This window comes from Isoptericola croceus, from assembly GCF_029382255.1.
In the GTDB taxonomy this organism is placed as follows: Bacteria; Actinomycetota; Actinomycetes; order Actinomycetales; family Cellulomonadaceae; genus Isoptericola; species Isoptericola croceus.
On record NZ_JARLLG010000152.1, the window covers coordinates 1 to 279 of the forward strand.

At 39.8% G+C, this 279-nt stretch carries 1 protein-coding gene; it reads left to right on the forward strand.

The window, feature by feature from the left end; genetic code table 11:
* Positions 1-279 (forward strand): peptidylprolyl isomerase (locus PZC42_RS21030; RefSeq protein ID WP_277214056.1); only part of this gene is annotated, 279 nt, incomplete at both ends.

A 279-nucleotide genomic window follows, 5' to 3' on the forward strand; every position in this document is an offset into this window, starting at 1 on the left:
GCGCAGTCAAGGTGAGACATATACTGTGTGAAAAGCAATCTAAATGTCTAGAAGCTCTTGAAAAACTAAAAGCCGGCATGAAATTCAATGAAGTTGCAGCTCAGTATAGTGAAGATAAAGCAAGACAAGGAGGAGATCTTGGATGGATGACAAGAGGTTCAATGGTTGGCCCATTCCAGGATGCAGCATTTGCTTTACCAGTTTCTAGTCTAGGTAGTCCTCAATACACTGATCCACCGATTAAAACTAAATTTGGTTATCATATAATCATGGTAGAAG